Origin of the sequence: Photorhabdus akhurstii, assembly GCF_018448925.1 — a bacterium.
GTDB classification, from domain to species: domain Bacteria; phylum Pseudomonadota; class Gammaproteobacteria; order Enterobacterales; family Enterobacteriaceae; genus Photorhabdus; species Photorhabdus akhurstii.
The window spans coordinates 1-2,670 of the sequence record NZ_RCWE01000069.1 but is presented as its reverse complement, the minus strand read 5'-3'; the positions used below and the strand labels follow the sequence as shown (position 1 = coordinate 2,670).

Sequence of the window (2,670 nt, the reverse complement as noted above, 5' to 3'; positions counted from 1 at the left end):
ACAAAGTGCTGAAAGACAGCCCAAAGCATCTGTACCTGTCCTCACCCCTGGCCGGGGTCTGGAATGAGGCAGCGATGAAAGCCGCTGCGGAAATTATCCTGTGCGAAGCGCTGATCGATGCCATGACGTTCTGGTGTGCCGGGTTCCGCAACGTGATCGCCGCGTTCGGGGTGAACGGGTTTAACCGTGAGCATCTCGACGCCTTGCAGTATCACGGCGTGAAACGGGTGCTGATTGCCTTTGACCGGGACGAGGCCGGAGACCGTGGCGCGGCCAGTGTGGCCGCTGACTTACTGGAAGCCGGTATCGAGGCATGGCGGGTGCAGTTCCCGCCGGGTATGGATGCCAATGACTATGCGCTGAAAAGCGGCAATGCCGAACATGCGCTGGGGCTGGCCTTGCAACAGGCGGTCTGGCTGGGACAGGGAACAGCACCAGGTGCGGTGTTCAGCCATGAGCGGCCCGTCTTGCCGAGTGTGACGGAAAAACCTCACAATGCAGATGTGGCTAAACCGGCTGCCTTAGCCGCCCCGCCAGAGCTGACCGTTGCCCCCGTGCCCTGTGAGCGTACGGCCTGCGGTGAACTGCTGATGAAAAGCGGGCCACGTATCTGGCGGATACGGGGGATGAAAAAATCGCCGGTGCCCGATGTGATGAAAGTCAATGTGCAGGTGCGGGATGAAACGTCCGGCCTGTTCCATGTGGATACACTGGACATGTATCACGCGCGGCATCGTCAAAACTACATCAGCACGGCGGCGCAAGAGCTGGAATGCGAGCTGTCGGTCATCAAACGCGAAGCCGGGCGGGTCCTGCTGATGCTGGAGCAGCAACAGGATGCGCAACAGCAGGCCGACGCCGAAGCCTCAGGGACAACGGCGGTCACGGTCAGCGCGGAAGACGAAGCCGCCGCGCTGGCGTTGCTGACATTGCCGAACTTAACAGAACAGATTATCAACGACATGGCCGCCTGCGGGGTGGTCGGCGAATCCACCAATCTGCTGACCGGGTATCTGGCGGCGGTCTCGCGCAAACTCGATAAACCGCTGGCCGTGTTAATCCAGAGCAGCAGCGCGGCAGGCAAGAGCAGCCTGATGGAGGCGGTGCTGAACCTGATGCCGGAAGAGGAGCGTATCCAGTACTCGGCGATGACCGGACAGAGCCTCTACTATCTGGGAGAAACCAGCCTGCAACACAAAATACTGGCGATAGCCGAAGAAGAAGGCGTGCGGCAGGCGGCCTATGCCCTGAAACTGTTGCAGTCCGACGGCGAGCTGAAAATCGCCAGCACCGGCAAGAACGAACAGAGCGGCGAGCTGGTGACGCGGGAATACAAGGTGCAGGGACCGGTCATGCTGATGTTAACGACGACGGCCATTGATGTGGATGAAGAGCTGCTGAACCGCTGTCTGGTGCTGACGGTCAACGAATCGCGCGAACAGACGCAGGCCATCCACGCGATGCAGCGGCACCGTCAGACACTGGCCGGGTTGCTGGCTGACTCAGAGAAAGGTTATCTGACGCAGTTACACCAGAACGCCCAGCGCCTGTTAAGGCCGCTGAAAGTGGTGAATCCGTATGCCCATCAACTGACGTTCCTGTCAGACAAAACCCGGATGCGGCGCGACCATATGAAATACCTCACCTTAATACAGGCCATCGCGTTGCTGCACCAGTATCAACGTGAAGTGAAGAAAACCACGCATCGCGGGCAGGTGATTGAATATATCGAAGTGACGAAAGACGATATCCAGCTTGCTAACCAACTGGCACATGAAGTTCTGGGGCGCACACTGGATGAAATGCCGCCGCAGACGCGCAAGCTGTTGCTGCTGATACAAGCGATGGTGAACGAACAGGCGCAAATCCAGCACTGCCAGCCAAATGAAGTGCGCTTTACCCGGCGGGATATCCGCGCCTTTACCCACTGGAGCGACAGCCAGCTCAAAAACCACTGTCAACGACTGACGGAAATGGAATACCTGCTGTTGCATGGCGGCAGCCGGGGGCATCTGCTGCATTATGAACTGCTGTGGGACGGGGAAGACAACGGCGCGGCGCACCTGTGCGGCCTGCTGGATGTCGGAGAACCGGACTCAGAAACGGCAGGCAGTGAACGCAAGTCTGACCCGGAAGGTGGCAAGTCTTCCCTAAGTCTGGGGCAAGTCTGGTCTAAGTCTGGGGAAGAAAAATCCGCGTCAGCCCAGACAGCACAAGGTTCTGCGGGTGCACAAGTCCGGGCAGATGAAAACGCAGTTATCAGGGAAAATAATCACGGAGACGCATTGCCCGTGCCCGACAGGGATAAAACGCCGGCAGCCGTCCCGACAGGTCAGGAGAGCAAGTCTGACTTCAATGAACGCCAGTCTGCCTCAAGTCTGGGCCAGGTCCGGGTCAAGTCTGGGGTGAAAAAATCCCCATCAGGGCAGGCAGAACACGGGTTCAGCGTACCGCAAGTCGGGGTAACGGAAGACACGGTAATCAAAGGAAAAAAGAAAACGCGTCCCTTGTCTGCGCCCGCCACTCAATCTCAACCGGAGGTCAATCATGGCAAACCGTAAACCGCGCAAAGGAAGTCTCCTGACCGTCGATGACGTCTACCGTCAGCCGGTGGGTCCGGCACATGACCCAAAAAGCCTGTATGCGCTGCTGCTGCGCTTCGTGGCATGG

Annotated in this window: 1 protein-coding gene and 1 pseudogene; both read left to right on the top strand. The window is 58.5% G+C overall.

Going from position 1 to position 2,670, the window contains the following annotated elements:
* Positions 1-2,561: toprim domain-containing protein (locus EAE93_RS23665; protein ID WP_214040707.1), on the top strand; the 2,561-nt coding region annotated here is incomplete at its 5' end.
* A pseudogene (locus EAE93_RS24915) lies at positions 2,548-2,670 on the top strand (site-specific tyrosine recombinase XerC); the annotation flags it as partial. The gene EAE93_RS23665 and the pseudogene EAE93_RS24915, both read left to right, overlap by 14 nt.